Here is an 18,210-nt window from a genome sequence, read left to right on the forward strand (position 1 = left end):
ATGGGACGCATCATCTGCTGCGGTCTCGGCCCCGGCGATCCTGATCTGATGAGCGTGCGTGCCGATCGTACGGTGCGGGGCGCCAGCCACGTCGCCTATTTTCGCAAGAAGGGCAGGCCCGGTCAGGCGCGCCGCATCGTCGAGGGCATGCTGGCTGCGGGCGTTACCGAATATCCAATGGAATATCCGGTTACGACCGAGATTGCTTTCGACAGCCCCGAATACGTGCAACTGCTCGCAGGTTTCTATGACGAATGGGCCGAGCGCCTGGCGCGGCTTTCGCGCGCCGTCGACGTCGTCGTGCTGTGCGAGGGCGATCCCTACTTTTACGGATCGTTCATGCATCTGCACACGCGCCTGCAGGGCCGCGTCGAGATCGAGGTGATCGCCGGCATTCCCGGCATGGTCGGTTGCTGGAACGGCGTCGGCCGGCCGATCGCGCTCGGCGACGACGTGACGACGGTGCTGATGGGCACGCTGCCCGAGGCCGAGCTCGAACGGCGCATGCGCGATTCCGATGCACTGGTCGTCATGAAGACCGGCCGCAATCTCGCAAAAGTGCGCCGCGCGCTCAGCTCCGCCGGGCGGCTCGCCGATGCCTGGCTGGTTGAGCGTGGCACCATGCCAGGCGAGCGCGTGGTGCGGCTCGCCGAGATCGATGCGGCCGACTGTCCCTATTTCGCGATAGTGCTCGTGCACGGCAAGGGCCGGCATCTGGATGCCGCCGAATGACAGGCACACTGACCATCGCGGGCCTCGGGCCGGGCAGCGACGCGCTGGTGACGCCGGAAGTTTCCGCCGCGCTTGCGACGGCGACCGACATTCTGGGCTATGCGCCCTATGTCGCGCGCGTGCCGCCGCGGCCTGGGCTCACTCTGCATCCATCCGACAATCGCGAAGAGCTGCAACGCGCGAGCGAAGCCCTGCGGCTTGCCGCCGAAGGCGGTCAGGTCGTCGTCGTCTCTTCCGGCGATCCCGGCGTGTTCGCGATGGCATCCGCCGTGTTCGAGGCGCTCGAGCAGGCGCCGGAATTTCGTGAGCTTTCGATCCGTGTGCTGCCCGGCGTCACCGCGATGCTGGCGGCCGCCGCGCGTGCCGGCGCGCCGCTCGGCCATGATTTCTGCGCGATCAACCTCTCCGACAATCTCAAGCCGTGGGCAGTGATCGAGAAACGCCTGCGCCTCGCGGCGGAAGCCGATTTTGCCATCGCGATGTACAACCCGCGCTCGGCCAGCCGCCCGGAAGGATTCGGCCGTGCGCTTGCGCTGCTTCGCGAAGCCGGCTGCGGCGAGCGTCTCATGATCTTCGCGCGCGCGATCAGCGCGGCTGATGAAAAGATCGAGATCGTGACGCTGAACCAGGCGACGCCCGAGATGGCCGACATGCGCACGCTTGTCATCGTCGGCAATTCGCAGACGCGCCGCATCGGCCGCTGGGTCTATGCGCCGAGGCGCGCAGAATGACCGAGCCATTGCATCACGTCAGTGACACTCTCGACCCTTTGGCGCTCGGGCAGCTCTGGTCGCGAGATCATGATTACGGGAAGGCCGAGCATGCGCGCCGCGTCGATCTTGGCGCGCGCGCCGTCGCCGCCGGAATTGCGGGCGACGATCCAGGCGATGCCGCGCGTGTGCAGCATCTCCAACTCGCCGTCGAGGGTGAAGGGGCCACGCGATACGATCACATCGGCCGCGAAGGGCAGCGATGCTTCGGGCGGATCGACGAAACGCAGCGTGTAGGCATGTTGCGGCTTGGCCGCGAACGGCGCGATGTGCTGACGGCCGATGGCGAGGAACACGTTTGTCGGCACCTCGGGCAGGGCCGCAACGGCGGCGTTGACGTCGGCGACCTCGATCCAGTTGTCGCCGGACACCCTGGTCCAGGGCGCGCGCTCCAGCGCGATCAGCGGCGCATTGGTGTCCGCGCAGGCCTCGACCGCATGACGGCTCATTTCGGCAGCGAACGGATGCGTCGCGTCGATGACATGCGTGATGCCTTCGCGGAGGATGTAGTCGGCCAGCCCGCTCACGCCGCCAAACCCGCCGATGCGCGTCGGCAGCGGCTGATCGGCGGGCGCGCGGGTGCGGCCGCCATAGGAATAGACGGCATCGATGCCGGCGCGCGCGATCTCCGCTGCGAGCAGGCTCGCATCGGCCGTTCCGCCCAGAATGAGGGCGCGAATCATGAATGAGCCCTGGCTGACCATCATCGGTATCGGCGAAGATGGCCTTGCCGGGCTGTCGGAGGCAAGCCGAAAGGCGCTTGCCAGGGCCGAAACCGTGTTCGGCGGCGAGCGTCATCTTGCGCTTGCCGACATTGGCAGCCGCGGTCGTCCATGGCCGGTGCCGTTCGATGCGAATGTTGTGCTGAGCTGCCGCGGTCGGCCGACAGTGGTGCTCGCCTCCGGCGATCCGTTCTGGCATGGCGCCGGCGCGAGCCTCGCCGAGAAGCTCGGCAGCGGTGAGTGGATCGCGCACCCCGCGCCGTCGACCTTTTCGCTCGCCGCCGCGCGGCTGGGCTGGCGTCTGGAGTCCACCATTTGCCTCGCCCTGCACGCTGCCCCGTTCGAACGTCTGGTTCCTTATCTTGCGCACGGTGCGCGCATCATTTGCCTGGTACGCGATGGCAAGGCCGGCAGCGATCTTGCGAAATGGCTGACGGAACGCGGCTGGGGCTCCTCGACATTCTGGACTCTCGCCGCGCTCGGTGGGCCGCGCGAAAGTGTCCAGGAGTATCACGCCAGGGATTGTTCTGGTGATCTCACTGGAAACCCAGTGGCAGTAGCCGTGGAGGCGAGGGGCGCACATGGCATTGCTCGCAGCTCGGGCCTGCCGGACGACGTCTTCGTTCACGACGGCCAGATCACCAAGCGGCCGGTGCGTGCGCTTGCGCTCTCGGCGCTGGCGCCGCGTGCCGGCGAGCGGCTGTGGGATATCGGCGCAGGTTCAGGCTCGATCTCCGTGGAGTGGGCGCTGTGTGGTGGGACGGCGAGTGCAGTCGAAGCGCGCGAGGATCGCGCCGCGAACATCCGCAAGAATGCAGCCGCCTTCGGTCTGGCACATCGGATCACAGTCGTCACGGGCAGGGCACCGGAAGCTCTTGCCGGGTTGGAAGCGGCGGATGCCGTCTTCATTGGCGGTGGTCTCGACGAAGTGTTATTTGATGCGATCTGGCCGCGGTTCTCGCCGGGTGCGCGGCTCGTGGCGCATGCTGTGACGCTGGAGACGGAAGCTCTGCTCGGCGAGCTGCATCGGCGTCACGGCGGCGAACTGATGCGGGCCGAAATTTCTCATGCCGCCCCGCTCGGCCGCTATCGGTCGTGGGAGGCAGCACGCCCCGTGGTGCAGTGGAGTGTGGTGCGATGAAGGTCGCCGGACTCGGCTTCAAGCGCGATGTGACGCTGGCTTCGCTGCGTGAAGCGCTGCTCGCTGCGGGCGGTGCGGAAGGGCTTGCGGCGATGGCAACCGTCAGCGATAAGGCCGATACCGAGGCGCTGAAGCAGCTCGCACGCGAATGCGGCGTGCCGATCAGGGCCGTTCCGGTCGCGACACTGGCCGGCATCGACACGCCCACGCAATCGAAGCTCGTCGCGGAGAAATTTGGCACCGGATCTGTAGCCGAGGCTGCTGCGCTCGCGGTCGCCGGTCCGCGCGCGCGGTTGATTGCAGCACGGGTTGTCTCGCAGGATCGCACCGCGACCGCGGCGATCGCCGAAGGAGACGGCACATGACGGTGCATTTCATCGGCGCAGGGCCGGGCGCACCCGATCTGCTGACGTTGCGCGGCCGCGATCTGATCGCGGCCAGTCCGGTTTGTCTCTATGCCGGCTCGCTGGTGCCGGAGGGCGTGCTGGCGCATTGCCCGCCCGGCGCACGTATCGTCAACACCGCGCCAATGTCGCTCGACCAGATCATCGCCGAGATCGCAGGCGCGCATGCGGCAGGCCTGGATGTCGCGCGGCTGCATTCCGGCGATCTCTCAATCTGGTCGGCGATGGGCGAGCAGCTCCGCCGTTTGCGGGCGCTCGGGATTCCCTACTCGGTGACACCCGGCGTTCCCTCGTTCTCGGCTGCCGCGGCCGCGCTGGAGGCTGAGCTGACGCTGCCCGGTCTTGCTCAGACGGTCGTGCTGACGCGCACGCCGGGCCGTGCCAGCGCGATGCCCGAGGGCGAGAAGCTCGCCGCGTTCGCTGCGACCGGCGCGGTGCTCGCGATCCACCTGTCGATCCATCTGCTCGACCAGGTCGTCGCCGAGCTGACGCCGCATTACGGCGCGGATTGCCCGGTCGCGATCGTCTGGCGCGCGAGCTGGCCGGAGCAGCGCATCGTGCGTGCGACGCTCGCAACGCTCGATGCGTTCGTGGGTGGCGAGATGGAGCGCACGGCGCTGATCCTGGTCGGCAAGACGCTTGGCGCTGCCGATTTTGACGAGAGCCGTCTCTATGCCGCCGATTACGACCGCCGCTACCGGCCGGTCGGTGCCGAGCCGCGCTTTCCGGAGGCGTCGTGATGCCGGCGAGCCTCGTCATCTCCGCGCCGGCCTCCGGCGTCGGCAAGACCACGCTGACGCTGGCGCTCGCCCGCGCCTGGCGCAAGCGCGGCCTGAACGTGCAGTGCTTCAAGAGCGGCCCCGACTATATCGATCCCGCCTTCCACGCCGCGGCCACGGGACGCGCCTCGGTCAACGTCGACAGCTGGGCGATGGATCGCGGCACCATCGCGCATCTCGTCAGCCGTGGCGGCAATGCAGATGTCGTTCTCGCCGAGGGATCGATGGGCCTGTTCGACGGTGTCGCCGCGCGCGGTGTCTCCGGCACCGGAGCGACCGCTGATATCGCGGAGATGCTGGGCTGGCCAGTGGTTCTGGTGATCGATCCCTCCGGCCAGGCGCAGACTGCGGCAGCGATCGCCGCCGGCCTTCGCGATTACCGCGCCGGCGTGCGCCTTGGCGGCGTCGTGCTCAATCGCGTCGCCAGCCCCCGCCATGAGGATCTGGTGCGGCGCGCGCTGAACGAGGCCGGCATCAAAGTGTTCGGCGCGCTGCCGCGCCATGCCGAGATCAGCCTGCCGAAGCGGCATCTCGGTCTCGTGCAGGCCGAGGAGCAGGCCGAGATCGGCAAGCTGATCGACGAGGCCGCGCGCTTTGTCGCCGAGCACGTCGATCTCGATGCGGTGCTCCACTCGGCAGGCCAATGGTCGCCGCAAGCTGCGGCGAACGGATTGAACGTGACGCCGCCCGGCCAGCGCATCGCGCTGGCGCGCGATGCGGCGTTCTCCTTCTTCTATCCGCATATGCTGGAAGCTTGGCGCGCCGCGGGCGCCGAGATCGTGCCGTTCTCGCCGCTGGCCAACGAAGCACCCGATGCGAGCGCCGACGTGTGCTGGCTGCCCGGCGGCTATCCCGAGCTGCATGCGGCAAAGCTCGCGGCCAATGCGCGCTTTCGCAGCGGCTTGCGCGTTTTCGCCGAGACCCGGCCGGTGCATGGTGAATGCGGAGGCTATATGGTGCTGGGCGCAGGCCTCACCGACGCCGACGGTATCAGCCATGAGATGGCGGGGCTGCTTGGCCTCGAGACCAGCTTTGCCAAGCGCCGCATGCATCTCGGCTATCGTCTTGCTGAACTGGCTGCGCCGATGCCGGGGCATCAGCCTGGCGCGCGCCTGCGCGGCCACGAGTTCCACTATTCGACGATCCTCGCCCAGCCCGATACGCCGCTCGCGGTCGTGCACGATGCCACCGGCGCGGTCATTGCCGAAACCGGCTCGCGCCGTGGCCATGCCACCGGCACGTTCTTCCATCTGATCGCGGAGGACCGGTGAGCGGTTTTGTCTCTTTCGTTTCCGCCGGTCCGGGCGATCCCGAACTCCTCACGGTGAAGGGCGCCACGCGGCTGCGCGAGGCCGACGTCGTGCTTTATGACGATCTTGCCTCCGGCGCGATCCTCGATCTCGCACGGCCCGGCGCCAATCTCGTTGCGGTGGGAAAGCGGGCCGGGCGTCCTTCGACCAAGCAGCACCACGTCAACCGTCTCCTGGTCGACTATGCCGCAACCGGCGCGCGCGTGGTGCGGCTCAAGTCCGGCGATGCCGGCATTTTCGGCCGGCTGGAGGAGGAGATCGAGACGCTGCGCGAGGCCGGCATCGGCTACGAGATCGTTCCCGGCGTCACCTCCGCCTGTGTCGCCGCCGCCCAGGCCGGCATTCCCCTGACCCGCCGGTATACCTCCCGCCGGGTGCAGTTCATCACCGGCGCTGACGTCACGGGCGAGCTGCCGCCCAATCTGAATTGGGCGGCACTGGCCGACCCCGAGGCCACGACCGTGGTCTATATGGGCCGGCGCACCTTTCCGGCGCTTGCCGCAAAATTGATCGCGCACGGCCTCGCTCCCAGCACTCCGGCGCTGTTCGCCGAATCTCTCGGGCGTCCCGACGAACGGCTGGTCCGCACCACGATTGCCGAGCTCGCCGAGCAGCTCGGGCGCGGCGGCGCCGCTTCCACTGCGGCCGTCATCCTGTTCGGCGCGCTGGCGGGAGAATATCCGGCATGACGGCTCCGGCAGCGGTTCGCCCCTTGACGCCCGCGATACGAAAGGGGCACACAAGAGCGGCATGGTGCTCGACGCGGCGCAAAGCGCCGGAGCATAATCGGGAATGGGGATGGGCGGACCCAGTTGCGGCGCCCAAAACCCCAGCCGCCCCCGCGACTGTAAGCGGTGAGGGCCTCCGAACCGCCACTGGACCGCAAGGTCCGGGAAGGCCGGAGAACCCAGTGAACCGCGAGCCAGGAGACCGGCCGTGCACGTATTGAGGCCAAGGCCGTCGGGTGTGACGGCGGAAAGGAATTGAGCCATGCATATCGAACCCGGGATCGTGACGGGCGCCAAGCTCGTGTTGAGTTACGCAACCGGCATCGCCGCAGGCGGCGTTGCCTTGAAGCTCGCGGTCGAGACCATGCGCGAGCAGGGCGCCGGCTCGTTCGCGGCGCGGACACTGGCCACCACCGCTCTCGTCTTCGTCTTCTTCGAGATCCTGCCGCACTTTCCGGTTGGGGTATCAGAGGTGCACTTCATCCTCGGCTCGACCTTGTTCCTGCTCTTTGGTGCTGCGCCCGCCGCCTTCGGCCTTGCATTTGGCCTGCTGCTTCAGGGCATGCTGCTGGAGCCAGTCGATCTGCCGCAATACGGCATGAACGTCACCACGCTTCTGGTGCCGCTGTTCGCGATCCAGGCGATCGCCAAGCGGATCATTGCCCGCAACACCGCCTATGTCGATTTGAAGTACGGTCAGGCGCTGGCGCTTTCGACGACCTACCAGGCCGGCGTGATCGCATGGGTGGCGTTCTGGGCGCTCTATGGCTCCGGCTTTGCGATGAGCAATCTCGCCAGCGTCGGGACGTTCGCTGCCGCTTATGCGCTGGTGATCGTGATCGAACCGCTCGCCGATCTCGCGGTGCTGGCGCTGGCGAAGTCGCTGCGCGGCGTCACCGCGCCCGGCCTCGTCACCCCGCGCCTGCACAACGCGGCGTAAGAGATCAGCGATGGGCGGCCGGTGTGGCCGCCCATCGCGCTCGCGATGCTAACGCTCTCTCTGATCGGCATCGGTTGCGGCGATCCCGCGCAGCTCACGCGCGCCGCCGTTGACGCCATCAACGCCGCCGATCTCATCCTGATCCCGCGCAAGGGGACTACGAAATCCGATCTCGCCGATCTCAGGCGAACGATCTGCGCCGCTGTGCTCACCAACAAAACGACGCGCATCGCCGAATTCGATCTTCCCGTGCGCGATGCGACCGAGGCGGACTACCGCAAGGGCGTCGACGATTGGCACGATGCGGTGGCCGCGATTTGGTCGCAGACGATCGCTGGGCATCTCGAAGATGAGGGCAAGGTCGCGCTGCTGATCTGGGGCGATCCTTCGCTCTATGATTCTTCGCTGCGCATTGCGCGGCGGCTCGATCCATTGCCGACAATCGAGGTCGTGCCTGGGATCACCTCGATCCAGGCGCTGTGCGCGGCGCATGCGCTGCCGCTCAACGACATCGGCGAGCCGTTTCTGGTCACGACGGGGCGGCGCTTGCGCGAAGGCGGCTGGCCGCAGGGCGTCGATACCGTCGTCGTGATGCTCGATGGCGGCACGGCGTTCCAATCGCTGGATCCAGAAGGCCTGCAGATCTGGTGGGGTGCCTATCTCGGCATGCCCGATCAGATCATCATGTCCGGCGCGCTGGCTGAACTGGGCGCGCGCATTGCCGCCGTGCGGCAGGACGCACGCGAACGGCACGGCTGGATCATGGACAGCTACATCATCAAACGCAGGCGTTGAGCAGCATGCTTCCCGAATGGGTTACCCAGAACTGCCCCGAGGTCTCCGCTGTTCATCGCGAGGCGGCCATTGCGCGGCAGGCGCAACTGACGAAGCCGACCGGCGCGCTCGGCCGGCTCGAGCAGCTCGCAATCGAGCTTGCGGGCCTGCAGGCCACCGAGCAGCCGCGCGCCGCGCGGGTGCCGATCATCATCTTCGCCGGCGACCACGGCATCGTCGCGCAGGGCGTGTCGGCCTATCCGCAAGCCGTCACCATCGCGATGATGGCGAATTTTGCTGCCGGTGGCGCCGCGATCTCGGTGCTGGCGCGCGAGCTGGGTTCGAGCCTCGAGGTGGTCGACGCCGGCACGCTGGCCGAGGCGCAGATCGCGGGAATCGTCACCGACAAGCCGCGCAGCGGCACCCGCGATTTCAGTGTCGAGGCCGCGCTCACGCCGGCGGAATTGGCCTTCGCCTTCGAGGCCGGGCAGCGCGCGGTGGTGCGCGCCGAGGCCGGCCGGCCTGATCTCTTGATCTTCGGCGAGATGGGGATCGGCAACACCACGACCTCAGCAGCGATTGCTGCGAGCCTGCTCGGTGTGAGTGCCGACGAGATCGCGGGCAGCGGCACCGGCGTCGATGCGTCGGGCCGCGCGCACAAGGTGCGGGTGATCGATGCGGCGATCGCGCATCACGGCGTTGCGGGGGCGTCACCCGAAAAAATCCTGTGCGCGGTCGGCGGCCTCGAGATCGCGGCGATCTCGGGCGCGATCATCACGGCCGCGCAACGCCGCATCCCCGTGTTGATCGACGGCTTTATCGTCTCGGTGGCGGCGCTGACGGCGGTGCGCCTCAACCCGTCCTGCCAGCCGTTCCTGTTGCCCTCGCATCAATCGGCGGAGCAGGGACATCGGCTGGTGTTGCGCGCGCTGAACGTGCAGCCGCTGATCAGCCTCGATCTCAGGCTCGGCGAGGGATCGGGCGCCGCCATCGCGCTGCCGCTGGTGCGCTCGGCGTGCGCACTTCACAACGGCATGGCGACGTTCGCGCAGGCCAACGTGCCGGATCGGCCGTCTTGATGCGGCTCAAGCCACGCGCTGGTTGACCGACACGACGCGCCAACCGCCCGCCAGCCGGTCGATCCGGGTCAGCGACAGCGGATCGACGACGAAGCGCAGCGCGGCTTCCGGTGTGAGATCGAGCGCGATGCAGAGCGCAGCGCGTATGGTGCCGGAATGGACGACCAGTGCTGCGGAGCCTGCGCCAATCTGCGACAGGCCGAGGCGGACGCGGGCGACCTGATCCGCAAAGCTTTCGCCGTTCGGCGGCCGTCCGTGCGCCGGATCGCGCCAGACCTGCGCGTAGGCCTCGCCACCGGTCGCGGCGAGCTCGTCATGCCGATGGCCGGTCCAGTCGCCGAAATCCTGCTCGCGAAACTCGCTGATCAGCTCCGGTTCGAGCCCCAGCGCGCGCGCCGTCTCGACCGTGCGCCGCGACGGGCTGGCATAGCCGGCGACATCCGCGGGCAACAGCTGCCTTAGGGCCGCCAATGCAGCGTGATCGCCGAGGTCGGCCCGCGCATCGGCCGCATGGATCGTCCCGGGCACGCCCGCGACGGCCGCATGCCTGATCAACCAGAGGAAGGTCTCGCCTTCCATGCTCATCTCCAAGGAAGTTGGTTGCTGTGGCCCCAACGCCGCAACTGGCACATTGACTCTGTCTTGGTGGTAATCCTAGATGCTCGCGACGGTTTTCCCGAGAGGGAATGAAAAGGGAATGCGGTGCGGGGAAAATTGTCCCCAATGCCGCGGCTGCCCCCGCAACTGTAAGCGGTGAATCCTTCGTCACGAGCCACTGGGTCCTCGGTCCCGGGAAGGCGACGAAGCGGTCACGACCCGCGAGCCAGGAGACCTGCCGTCAGCCGTGGTCACACGCGAAGATGTCGGTCGGGGAGTACAGACATTCGGCTTCATCGGACGGCTAAGGCCGAAGGTGAAACCTCGTTCGCTGTGACGTGCCACTGACGTCATACCGAGGTTTTCACCTGTGTCTTCCATCCGTATCGCACGACCGCGCCGCGTCCTGCTGGTTTCCGCCGCGTTCACGTCCTTCGCCGCTCTTGGTCCGCCTGCCGCTCTGGCGCAGCAGGCCCGAGAGCCGCTGCCGCCCATCGAGGTGTCGCCCGCCCAGGCCCGCAAGCCGGCCAAACCGGCAGCAGGAACGGCGCAGGGCGCGCGCCGCGCGGCAGCGCGCAGGCCGGCGGCTGTATCCGCAGCGCCAAGACCCGTCACGCCGGATTCAACGCCGCAAACGCCGCTCAACTCCAACGCCGTTGCCGAAAGCGCCTCGCGGCTCGGCCTGACGGTGCGGCAGACGCCCGCGACCGTCGAGGTTGTCTCCGCCGAAACCATGCGCGAGCAGGGCTATCGCACCGTGTCCGAGGTGGCGCAGGGCGCCGCCGGCGTCACCTCGGGCGACAACCCGGCCGAACCTTCGGCCTTCTCGATGCGCGGCTTCACCAACAGCCAGATCAACACGCTCTACAACGGCATCAAGATCGGTCCGCAGAACATGACCTCGCGGATCGTGGATACCGCCAATCTGGAGGCGGTGGAATTTCTCAAGGGCCCGGCCTCGCTGATTTCGGGCGAGGGCGCCGCGGGCGGTGCCATCAACTTCGTCACCAAGCAGCCCCACACCGGAGCTGTCCGTAACGAGGCCGATTTCTCCTGGGACTCGCTGAATTCGTTCCGTGCCCATTACGGCTCCGGCGGCAGCACCAATGTGCAAGGCCTGGACTATCGCTTCGACATCAGCCGTTCCGCCCTCAACGGCTTTGCCGATGACACCAATGTCAAGACGTTCGGCACGTCGGGCCAGCTCAACTACCGTGTTTCCGACAGCCTCAGGATCTGGGGTGCGGTCGAATATCGCGAAGACCGCTCGAAGGCCTATTGGGGCGCGCCGCTGGTGCCGGTGGCCTTCAGCGGCTCGCACGCGACGACGGGGATCGTCTCCGGCAATTACGTCTCGAATTACAACGGAACCAATCTCGGTGCCGTCACCATCGACGACCGCACCTTCAACACCAATTACAACGTTCTCGATAACCGCAACGTGGCGCAGGAAGTGTGGCTGCGTGGCGGCTTCGAGCTGAAGCTCGCGCCTGACCTCACGCTGAAAAGTCAGGCCTATGGCTATGGCGCGGAACGGACCTGGTTCAACAACGAGATCGAGGCGTTCAATTCCACCACGAACCTGGTCGATCGCGAGCGTTTCTATGTCGCCCACAGCCAGCGGCTGGTCGGCAACATCACCGACCTGATCTGGGATACAAATATTGCGGGCTTCGACAATCGGCTCGTGACGACGCTGTCGTCGAGCTATCTCGATTTCGTCAGGCCCGGTGCGGCAAACTTTCCCGGCGATTCCGTTTCGCTGGTCGACCCCAACCGCGGTTTCTACGGCCTGCTCACGACGCAGCAGCAGACCGCGCGCATCGACAACGAGGCGCTGTCATTCGAGGACAGGCTCAAGCTGACGCGCAGCTTCGCGCTGATCGGCGGTCTTCGTGTCGAGCACATCGGGCTCGACCGCAATTCGACCGACAAGAACGGGATCGTGAAGGCGGGCTTTCCATTCACGAAAGACTGGGCGCCGGTCACGGGGCGCATCGGCTACACCTGGGAGGCCGTTCCCGGCCTGACCTTCTTCAGCCAATACGCCACCGGCGCCGACGTCGCAGCCAACAACATCTTCCTGCTCTCGCCCACCCAGCCGCTCGATCTGACCACCGCGCGCACCTATGAGACCGGTGTCAAGCACGTGTTATGGGACAACCGGGCGGAATGGTCGTTCTCGGCCTACGACATCCTGCGCAAGAACGTCTATGCGGCCGCCGGCGGCATGCAGCTGAATATCGCTGGGCGGCAGGAGTCGAAGGGCGTCGAGCTTGCCGCCTCAATACGCCCGATCGAGCCGCTGCGGCTGTGGGGCAACATCGCCTATGTCGATGCGCGCTATGCCGACTACAATTTTGCCGGCGGCTCGTTCTCGGGCAACACGCCGCCAAACGTGCCGCGTATCGTCGCAAACGCCGGCGCGTCGTATCGCTTCTTCACACCGTGGCCGGTGGAGCTCGGCATCACCGGTCGTCATGTCGGCGACCGCTACAACACCGACGCCAACGTCGTGACGATGAAGGCTTACACCGTGGCCGACGTCTACGCCTTCGTCGACATCCCCAAGACGGCGTTCAATGCGGTCGACCAGGCCCGCCTGACCTTCCGTATCCGCAACATCACCGACAAGCGCTATGCGATCTGGGGCGATCCGTTCTATCCGGACCAGATCCTCCTGGGCGCGCCGCGCACCTACGAGATCTCGGCCGCGTTCAAATGGTGAGGCCCTGAGCGCATGATGGGCGCGATCGTCCTCACGCATCGCTGGCTCGGCATCGCGTTCTGCCTGCTGTTCGCGATGTGGTTCGCGACGGGAATCGTGATGCACTTCGTCCCGTTTCCGTCGCTGACGGAAGCGGAGCGATTTGCCGGACTTGTGCCGGTCGATCGCGACGGGACGAGGATCTCGGTCGCGGACGCCGTTGCGGCGAGCGGGATTGCCGATGCCACGCGTGTTCGGCTGATCCAGCGGAGCGATGGACCGGTCTACGTCGTCTCGGGCTCCGCAGGTTCGCGAGCGGTTCGCGCCTCCGATGGAGGAGACGCGTCGGTGACATCAGCCGATGTCGCGCTCACCATCGTGCAAGCTTATTCACGTCAGCGCGGGCTTGAGGCGGTGCGCGCTGCGATCGTCGCGCGGTCGGATTACGATCAATGGAGCGTGCCGAACGGTTTTGATCGCCATCGCCCCTTGTTTCGCGCCGCTCTCGGCGATGCCCCTGGAACGGAGGTCTACGTTTCGTCGCTGACCGGCGAAGTCGTCCTGGATACGACGCGCAGCGAGCGCGCGTGGAACTGGGCCGGCAGCGTGCTGCACTGGATCTATCCGACAATTCTGCGCAGCAGCTGGGCGCTGTGGGATGGCGTGGTCTGGACGCTGTCGCTGCTGGCCCTGATCGCGGCATTGCTTGGTGCGGTGCTCGGTATCGTGCGTGTGAAAATGCGGGGACGCCAGCTCTCGTCGCCCTATCGGGGCTGGCACGCCCTGCATCACATCATCGGTCTCGTCGCGACCGTGTTCGTGCTGAGCTGGATCTTCAGCGGCTGGCTGTCGATGGATCACGGCCGCCTGTTCTCGCGCGGGCAACTGACTCCGACAGAGGCCGGCGTGGTCGATGCCGCCCCGGATTGGCGAGACGCGTCGTCGCTCGATCCGCAGCCAATATCGCCGTTGGCCCGCGAGGTCGAATGGTTCGCCTTCAACGGCCATGTCTATCGGCGCGACCGGGTTGGTCTCGGCCGTCAGGCGTTGATCAGGGCAGGGGACGCGCCGCGCGATGGACCGGCGTCATACCTGGATAGGCAGGAGATCGGCGACCTGACGGCGCGCCTTGGCACCGGCTGTGCCGCACCGTTCCTGCTCGCCGGCAACGACGACTATCCGGCGCAATCCGCACTTCCGGGGGCCCTCGTCTACCGGACGACGTGCGGCGATCTCTGGTTCGATGTCGATGCCGCCGATGGCAAGGTGCTGCAAAGGCTGGACCCGTCGCGCCGCGCCTATCGCTGGCTTTACAGTGCGCTGCACACGCTTGATTTCCCGATTCTGCTGGCTCATGCGCGGCTGCGTGACGCTCTCATTGTCGGGCTCTGTACGCTCGGGCTGATGTTCTCCATCACAGGCATCGTCATCGGCTGGCGGCGCTTGCGAGCACGGCTGGCGAGCGCATAGCCAGTCGCGAAATCTCCGTACCCGGCGCGACCCGTTCGGCGCGCCGGGTTATCCACCAGCGGCCGGTGATGTCCTCGCTTACCGACCGTACAATAAAGAGAGGCTGAGCCGACCTGCGTGCATAGCTCTTGGTCAGTGCTGTCTCCCGCACCGCCGACCGATCGCCTGCAAATTAGACAAACGGCCTTGTGCGATCCGATTGCAGTGCAACGGGCGCTTCTATTTGCCTCGAAGAATCCAAGGGTGCGCTGCACATTTTGACTTCGCGGCCTTCTGCTCTCTGCGCGAGCAGCGCTGCACGGAAACGTGCAGCCGATGCTGCGCCGCGCTAGGCCGGTGGCTTGCTAGCGCTTTGGTTTGCGACAACTCTGACCCTATCCCGCGGCCATCGCTCTGTCGCACGCTCGCACGTGATGGCATGACAGGGAATGATGATGAACGTCACGCGTAGCTGATTGTGCAGATGAGCGATCCCGGCAATCATTGGGAGGTCGGCACCGATATCGGTGGCACCTTCACCGACATCATCGCGATCCGGCGCGATTCCGCGGAAGCGCGGATTGCGAAGGTGCCGTCGCGCCCCGACGCACCGGTGCAAGCGATGCTGGAGGCGATCGAGGCGGTCGGCCTGCGCAAGAGCGAGGTGAAGCGCTTCGTCCACGGCACCACGCGCGTGACCAACGCGATCGTCGAGAACCGGCTGCCGAAGGTGGCGCTGGTCGCGACCGAAGGCTTTGCCGACGTGCTCGAGATCGCGCGCTATCGCCGCCGAGACCTCTACCGGCTCGACATTCCGCCGAAATCGCCGCCTCTGGTGCCGCCTGAACGCTGCTTTGGGCTCGCCGAGCGCCTCGATCATGAGGGGCGGGTGCTGAAGGCGCTCGAGGAAGCGGAGGTCGAACGCCTGGTGGCGTGGCTGAAGGGGACCGGCGTGCAGAGCGTCGCAGTCGCGCTCCTTCACGCTTATGCCAATCCGGTGCATGAAAAGATGCTGGGCGAGCGGCTCAGGGGCGTCGTCGCCCACGTCTCGCTCTCGCACGAGGTCAATCCCGAGGCGCGCGAATATGAGCGAACCTCGGCAACCGTGTTCAACGCGGCCGCGATGCCGATCGCGGTGGAATATCTCAGCGAGCTGGAGCAGCGGCTGCCGATCGGGCCCGGCCTGCAGGTGTTTCACTCCGCCGGCGCCATGGTGCCGATTTCGGCGGTGAAGCAGCGTCCGCTGGTGATGGCGATGTCGGGCCCGGCGGCCGGCGTCTCGGCGTCGGTCAGCATTGCGCGCCAGCTCGGCTGCGCGCGGATGCTGACCTTCGACATGGGCGGCACCACGACGGATGTGTGCCTGATCGTCGACGGCCAGGCCGAGATGACCGACGGCCGCATGCTCGGCGACAAGCCGCTGCGCCAGCCGATGCTCGCGGTACATTCGATCGGCGCCGGCGGTGGATCGATCGTGCGCAACGGTCCCGGCGGGCTGACGGTCGGGCCGGAGAGCGCCGGCTCCGAGCCGGGCCCGGCCTGCTATGGCCGTGGCGGCACAGAGCCGACCATCACCGATGCCAATGCGGTGCTCGGCTATCTCAATCCTGAGACCAAGCTTGGCGACCGCATCGGCATCGACATCGCGGCCGCAAAGCGCGTCATCGCGCCGATTGCCCGCGCGCTCGGGTTGAGCCCGACGGAGACGGCGCTCGGCATCATCAAGATCGCGAACGCGACCATGGCCCGCGCGCTCCGCCGCGTCACGGTCGAGCGCGGCATCGACGGGCGCGATTGCACGCTGCTGGCCTTCGGCGGCGGCGGCCCGATGCATGCCGCGGGCCTTGCCGATCTCTACGGCATTGCGGAGGTGGTCGTGCCCAGTGCCTCGAGCGCATTCTCGGCGCTGGGCTGCCTCACCGCCGATTTCAGCTTCCTGCAGCAGCAGACCCTTCGCGCCGCCCTTGACGGCATCGATCTCGCGCGCGTCTCGGAACGGATCGAGGCCCTGATTACCGATGCCTCGGCGCCGCTTCTCGCCAACAATGTTGCGAAGGCCGAGATCCAGGTCGAGCTGGTGGCCTTGATGCGCTACGCGGCGCAGAACGACGCCATTCCCGTGCCGTTCACGCTGCCGCTCGACGTCGCCAGGCTGAAGCAGGACTTCCTGACGCGGCATCATGAGCTGTTCGGCTATGCGACCGGCGAGCCCTGCGTCATCGAATCGGTGCGGGTGCAGGCGCGTCGCCCGTCGACGACAATTGTCAGCCGGCCGGCGACTGCGGCGAGGGCAGTGTCTATGACCACGCGCAACTGCTCGTTCGATGGTTTCCCTGACATCGCAACCGCAATCGTCGATCGCGCCTCGCTCACCGAGACCATCAATGGTCCCGCCATCATCGAAGACGCCTGGTCGACCGTGGTGGTGCCGCCGGGCTGGCAGGCGAGGCCCGATACATCAGGCAATCTGTTCCTGACGCGGAGGGCGGCATGAAGCTCGATCCGTTCGTCGTCGAGGTCATCAGGCACGGGCTCTCCGCCGCGGCCGAGGAGATGAGCCTCGTCATGACGCGCTCGGCGCGCTCGCCGCTCTTGCGCGAGGCCGGCGACCTCTCCTCCGCGATCACCGACGGTCACGGCGGCCTGGTCGGGCAGGGCCGCGACATTCCGATTCATCTCGGCGCGATGGCCTACACCATCCCCGAACTGTTGAAGGTGATGCCGCGCGATGGCCTGAACGACGGCGACGTCGTGATCTACAATGTCGGCGCGCTCGGCGGCAATCATCTCAACGACGTCAAGGTCGTGCGTCCCGTCTTCTTCGACGGCGAGATCGTCGCCTTTGCAGTCAGCCTCGCGCATTGGCCCGACATCGGCGGCACCTGGCCCGGCAGCTATTTCGCCAAGGCGGTCGATACCTTCCAGGAGGCGATGCGGATTCCGCCGGTGCTGATCGCAACGGCAGCCGGCCTCAACACGCCGATCGTGCAGCTGCTCAAGGCCAATGTCCGCGATGCCGAATCCTGCGAGGGCGACCTTCTTGCCCAGATCGCGGCGACCAAGGCCGGCGAGAAGCGCATCGTCGAGCTCTGCCGCGAGCATGGCAAGGCGGTCTTCATGGCGGCGCAGTCGCGCCTGCACGACCTCTCCGAAATCGAGATGCGGGAAGCGCTGCGCGATCTGCCGGATGGCATCTATGAGGGCGAGGATTATCTCGACGACGGCAGCGCGAACAACGCGCCGGCGCGCATCCATGTCAAGATCACCATCCGCGGCGACGAAGCGACCTTCGACCTTTCCGGAAGTTGCGACCGCGTCTCCAATTTCTGCAACACGACGCCATTCATGGCGCGCTCGGCGGTCGCCTATGCCGCGCGCATCATGAGTGGGCGCGACATGCAGCAGAATGCCGGCGCGCTGCGGCCGCTGACCATCATCACGCGCCCGGGCTCGATCCTCGAGCCCGGCTGGACCGCCTCCGTTGCCGCCGGCAATCACGAGACCTCCATGCGCATCGTCGATGCGATTTTCCGTGCCATGCAGGACACCATTCCCGAGCGCCTGTCCGCGGGCGGTGCGACCACCGCGGGTGTGCTGTTCTTCGCCGAGCCGCGGCCGAACGGGTCGTGGAAGATGCTCTATGAAGTCCATGGCGGTGGCGAAGGCGCGCGGCACGATCGGGCCGGCACGTCCGCGACCCGCGTGCATCTGTCCAACACCTCGAACACGCCGGTCGAGGTGATCGAGGCGAATTACGCGATCCGGCTCGAGCAGCAGGCCATCCGCCGGAATTCCGGCGGCGCGGGCGCGCATCGCGGCGGTGACGGCTCGGTCCGCACCTACCGCATCCTCGCGCTCTCGATGCACCTGACCACCTGCGTCGAACGCATGGTGATGGCGCCGTGGGGCATGCAGGGCGGCTCTCCCGGCAAGGCCTGCCGCATCTCGCTGGTCCGGCAGGGCGCCAACGTCGCCATCGACGGCAAGTCGAACCTGGTGTTGCAGCAAGGCGATCTCGTCACGATCGAGATGTGCGGTGGCGGTGGCTACGGCGCCGTTCCGGCGGAGTGAGGCAGTG

General features: G+C 66.8%; 16 protein-coding genes and 2 riboswitches. Of the genes, 14 read left to right on the top strand and 2 right to left on the bottom strand.

Going from position 1 to position 18,210, the window contains the following annotated elements; all coding sequences use genetic code 11:
- The gene (locus I6F37_RS32185) at nucleotides 1-732 is read left to right on the top strand and encodes a precorrin-2 C(20)-methyltransferase (protein ID WP_036005372.1); all 732 of its coding nucleotides are present in this window, start codon (nucleotides 1-3) and stop codon (nucleotides 730-732) included.
- On the top strand, nucleotides 729-1,463 hold the full coding sequence (cobJ, locus tag I6F37_RS32190; protein ID WP_036005370.1) for a precorrin-3B C(17)-methyltransferase: 735 nt from the start codon (nucleotides 729-731) through the stop codon (nucleotides 1,461-1,463). Before I6F37_RS32185 ends, cobJ begins: the two co-directional genes overlap by 4 nt.
- Here the strand turns inward: cobJ and I6F37_RS32195 are convergent.
- The gene (locus I6F37_RS32195; RefSeq protein ID WP_036005357.1) at nucleotides 1,439-2,185 is read right to left on the bottom strand and encodes a cobalt-precorrin-6A reductase; all 747 of its coding nucleotides are present in this window, start codon (nucleotides 2,183-2,185) and stop codon (nucleotides 1,439-1,441) included. The two genes, cobJ and I6F37_RS32195, sit on opposite strands and share 25 nt — an antisense overlap.
- Here I6F37_RS32195 and I6F37_RS32200 point away from each other — a divergent pair.
- The 8 genes from I6F37_RS32200 (at nucleotide 2,184) to cobT (ending at nucleotide 9,379) form a co-directional block, all read left to right on the top strand.
- Nucleotides 2,184-3,365, top strand: coding sequence for a bifunctional cobalt-precorrin-7 (C(5))-methyltransferase/cobalt-precorrin-6B (C(15))-methyltransferase (locus I6F37_RS32200; protein ID WP_036005354.1), 1,182 nt, complete (start codon nucleotides 2,184-2,186; stop codon nucleotides 3,363-3,365). The two genes, I6F37_RS32195 and I6F37_RS32200, sit on opposite strands and share 2 nt — an antisense overlap.
- On the top strand, nucleotides 3,362-3,730 hold the full coding sequence (locus I6F37_RS32205; protein ID WP_036005351.1) for a cobalamin biosynthesis protein: 369 nt from the start codon (nucleotides 3,362-3,364) through the stop codon (nucleotides 3,728-3,730). Before I6F37_RS32200 ends, I6F37_RS32205 begins: the two co-directional genes overlap by 4 nt.
- On the top strand, nucleotides 3,727-4,509 hold the full coding sequence (gene cobM, locus I6F37_RS32210; protein ID WP_036005348.1) for a precorrin-4 C(11)-methyltransferase: 783 nt from the start codon (nucleotides 3,727-3,729) through the stop codon (nucleotides 4,507-4,509). Before I6F37_RS32205 ends, cobM begins: the two co-directional genes overlap by 4 nt.
- Entirely contained in the window at nucleotides 4,509-5,819 is a 1,311-nt protein-coding gene (locus tag I6F37_RS32215; RefSeq protein WP_225153726.1) for a cobyrinate a,c-diamide synthase, read from the top strand. Before cobM ends, I6F37_RS32215 begins: the two co-directional genes overlap by 1 nt.
- On the top strand, nucleotides 5,816-6,547 hold the full coding sequence (gene cobA, locus I6F37_RS32220; protein ID WP_036005341.1) for a uroporphyrinogen-III C-methyltransferase: 732 nt from the start codon (nucleotides 5,816-5,818) through the stop codon (nucleotides 6,545-6,547). The genes I6F37_RS32215 and cobA overlap by 4 nt, the downstream gene beginning before the upstream one ends.
- Before the next feature lie 45 nt (nucleotides 6,548-6,592).
- A riboswitch (cobalamin riboswitch) is annotated at nucleotides 6,593-6,812 on the top strand.
- Nucleotides 6,813-6,848: 36 nt separating this feature from the next.
- Entirely contained in the window at nucleotides 6,849-7,526 is a 678-nt protein-coding gene (locus tag I6F37_RS32225) for an energy-coupling factor ABC transporter permease (protein ID WP_036005330.1), read from the top strand.
- A gap of 45 nt (nucleotides 7,527-7,571) precedes the next feature.
- The gene (gene cobF / locus I6F37_RS32230) at nucleotides 7,572-8,321 is read left to right on the top strand and encodes a precorrin-6A synthase (deacetylating) (protein ID WP_036005386.1); all 750 of its coding nucleotides are present in this window, start codon (nucleotides 7,572-7,574) and stop codon (nucleotides 8,319-8,321) included.
- 5 nt (nucleotides 8,322-8,326) lie between these two features.
- Nucleotides 8,327-9,379 carry a nicotinate-nucleotide--dimethylbenzimidazole phosphoribosyltransferase gene (cobT, locus tag I6F37_RS32235; protein ID WP_036005328.1) on the top strand — a complete coding sequence of 351 codons (1,053 nt, stop codon included), beginning with the start codon at nucleotides 8,327-8,329 and terminating at the stop codon, nucleotides 9,377-9,379.
- Nucleotides 9,380-9,385: 6 nt separating this feature from the next.
- On the opposite strand, the gene I6F37_RS32240 is transcribed toward cobT, so the two are convergent.
- A complete protein-coding gene (locus I6F37_RS32240; protein WP_036005382.1) occupies nucleotides 9,386-9,958 on the bottom strand; it encodes a histidine phosphatase family protein in 573 nt (190 codons plus the stop codon).
- Nucleotides 9,959-10,030: 72 nt separating this feature from the next.
- Nucleotides 10,031-10,234, top strand: a riboswitch (cobalamin riboswitch).
- 112 nt (nucleotides 10,235-10,346) lie between these two features.
- On the opposite strand from I6F37_RS32240, the gene I6F37_RS32245 reads away from it, so the two are divergent.
- The 4 genes from I6F37_RS32245 (at nucleotide 10,347) to I6F37_RS32260 (ending at nucleotide 18,203) form a co-directional block, all read left to right on the top strand.
- The gene (locus I6F37_RS32245) at nucleotides 10,347-12,704 is read left to right on the top strand and encodes a TonB-dependent siderophore receptor (protein WP_036005326.1); all 2,358 of its coding nucleotides are present in this window, start codon (nucleotides 10,347-10,349) and stop codon (nucleotides 12,702-12,704) included.
- A 12-nt stretch (nucleotides 12,705-12,716) separates the two neighbouring features.
- Complete coding sequence (locus I6F37_RS32250) at nucleotides 12,717-14,153, top strand: PepSY domain-containing protein (protein WP_036005324.1); 1,437 nt, start codon at nucleotides 12,717-12,719, stop codon at nucleotides 14,151-14,153.
- Nucleotides 14,154-14,616: 463 nt separating this feature from the next.
- A complete protein-coding gene (locus I6F37_RS32255) occupies nucleotides 14,617-16,626 on the top strand; it encodes a hydantoinase/oxoprolinase family protein (protein WP_225111833.1) in 2,010 nt (669 codons plus the stop codon).
- On the top strand, nucleotides 16,623-18,203 hold the full coding sequence (locus I6F37_RS32260) for a hydantoinase B/oxoprolinase family protein (RefSeq protein WP_036005310.1): 1,581 nt from the start codon (nucleotides 16,623-16,625) through the stop codon (nucleotides 18,201-18,203). Before I6F37_RS32255 ends, I6F37_RS32260 begins: the two co-directional genes overlap by 4 nt.
- Nucleotides 18,204-18,210: the final 7 nt, after the last annotated feature.

It is taken from the genome of Bradyrhizobium sp. NBAIM08 (genome assembly GCF_020193935.1).
Taxonomy (GTDB): Bacteria; Pseudomonadota; Alphaproteobacteria; order Rhizobiales; family Xanthobacteraceae; genus Bradyrhizobium; species Bradyrhizobium yuanmingense.